2 protein-coding genes are annotated in these 1,134 nt (G+C 39.1%); one reads left to right on the top strand and one right to left on the bottom strand.

Annotation, left to right across the window (positions count from 1 at the left end):
* Positions 1-615, bottom strand: a 615-nt coding sequence (locus tag ACT3RN_RS15755) for a nucleotidyltransferase domain-containing protein (RefSeq protein ID WP_444518830.1), incomplete at its 3' end; no start/stop codon positions are given.
* Between the two features lie 296 nt (positions 616-911).
* Between ACT3RN_RS15755 and ACT3RN_RS15750 the strand changes: the two genes are divergently transcribed.
* Positions 912-1,134, top strand: a 223-nt coding sequence (locus ACT3RN_RS15750; protein ID WP_444518829.1) for a hypothetical protein, incomplete at its 3' end; no start/stop codon positions are given.

Raw genomic sequence — 1,134 nt, 5'->3', positions numbered from 1 at the left:
ATTAATGTCAATTAGTGCTAATACCTCAGTCTGCACCGATGGATCAACCAGTTCAAGCATCCGCGTCATTATGACAGGTGGCGGTGTAGCTGTTTTTAGCGTCCACTTTGCTGCAAGTAAAGCTCGCAGTAAGTAAAAAAACTTTTTTAGGCGAATGGGTATAGTGAGGTCAAGCTCCTTGCTAGCATTTTTCGCCATACCGCGGTAATGATGAAATACGGTTATGGGCTGGAAGTAATCAATGCTCAAGGTTTGCAGATGCGCCATCATGTCGCTATGCTGTGCGTAGATAATGGGCGAGTGTAACCATTCAAAAATCACTGCATTTGATTTATATAACAGTTGTAGTGCTTTTTTGATGTCCCATCCGCCAATATCAAATGGTACGGCTAGTAGGTCATTTTGGATAAATTCAAACGTGTCTTTGCCATCGAACAAATTCAAATACCAATCAAGTTCATTGCAATAAAGTAGGCGAACATCATAATCGCTATCTGGCGACGCAAACCCCCACGCTCGGCTGCCACTTTCAATAGCATGTAAACAAGTAATGTGCCGCATTTGACAGACTTCACTCACTGTATGAACAATTTGTTTGGCATCGCTATTTTGCATAGAAAGTATTCCGTATTCATTTATTAATAGACACATCACATGGCAAACGCTATATGTTGATAGATGTATGTTAAGAGCTATATGTGGCAATAGTTACATGATGATATCAACATATTGATGTACGATAGCATCTTGTCATTAATTAACATTCATCTCAATAGATGCTTACGTTTCATGCATCTTATCTCTTCTCTGCACAACCCATAAATCTTTTATATAAATTGGATATACGATGATGCAAACTCTGTTAATATAACAGCATTTAATAAAATATTTGTTGATAATAAGGATTTGAGATGAAACGTTTGGCTTATACCATTGCTGTATCTGTTTTGGCCACGACTGTTGGGCTAAGTACCGCGCATGCTGAGAGAGTTTGCAAAATAACAGATCCGACTGAAACACCATTAAACATCCGCGATGAACCTAATGGCAAGATTATTAATAAGCTACGTAATGATCGCGAAGTGTATGTCACAGAGGTCGCTTATGATAGTAGAAACCGTCCGTGGGTTCATC

It is taken from the genome of Psychrobacter sp. AOP5-GZ1-6, assembly GCF_052376345.1.
Taxonomy (GTDB): Bacteria; Pseudomonadota; Gammaproteobacteria; order Pseudomonadales; family Moraxellaceae; genus Psychrobacter.
The sequence above is the reverse complement of the archived record's forward strand: the minus strand, read 5'-3'. Positions and strand labels throughout refer to the sequence as shown.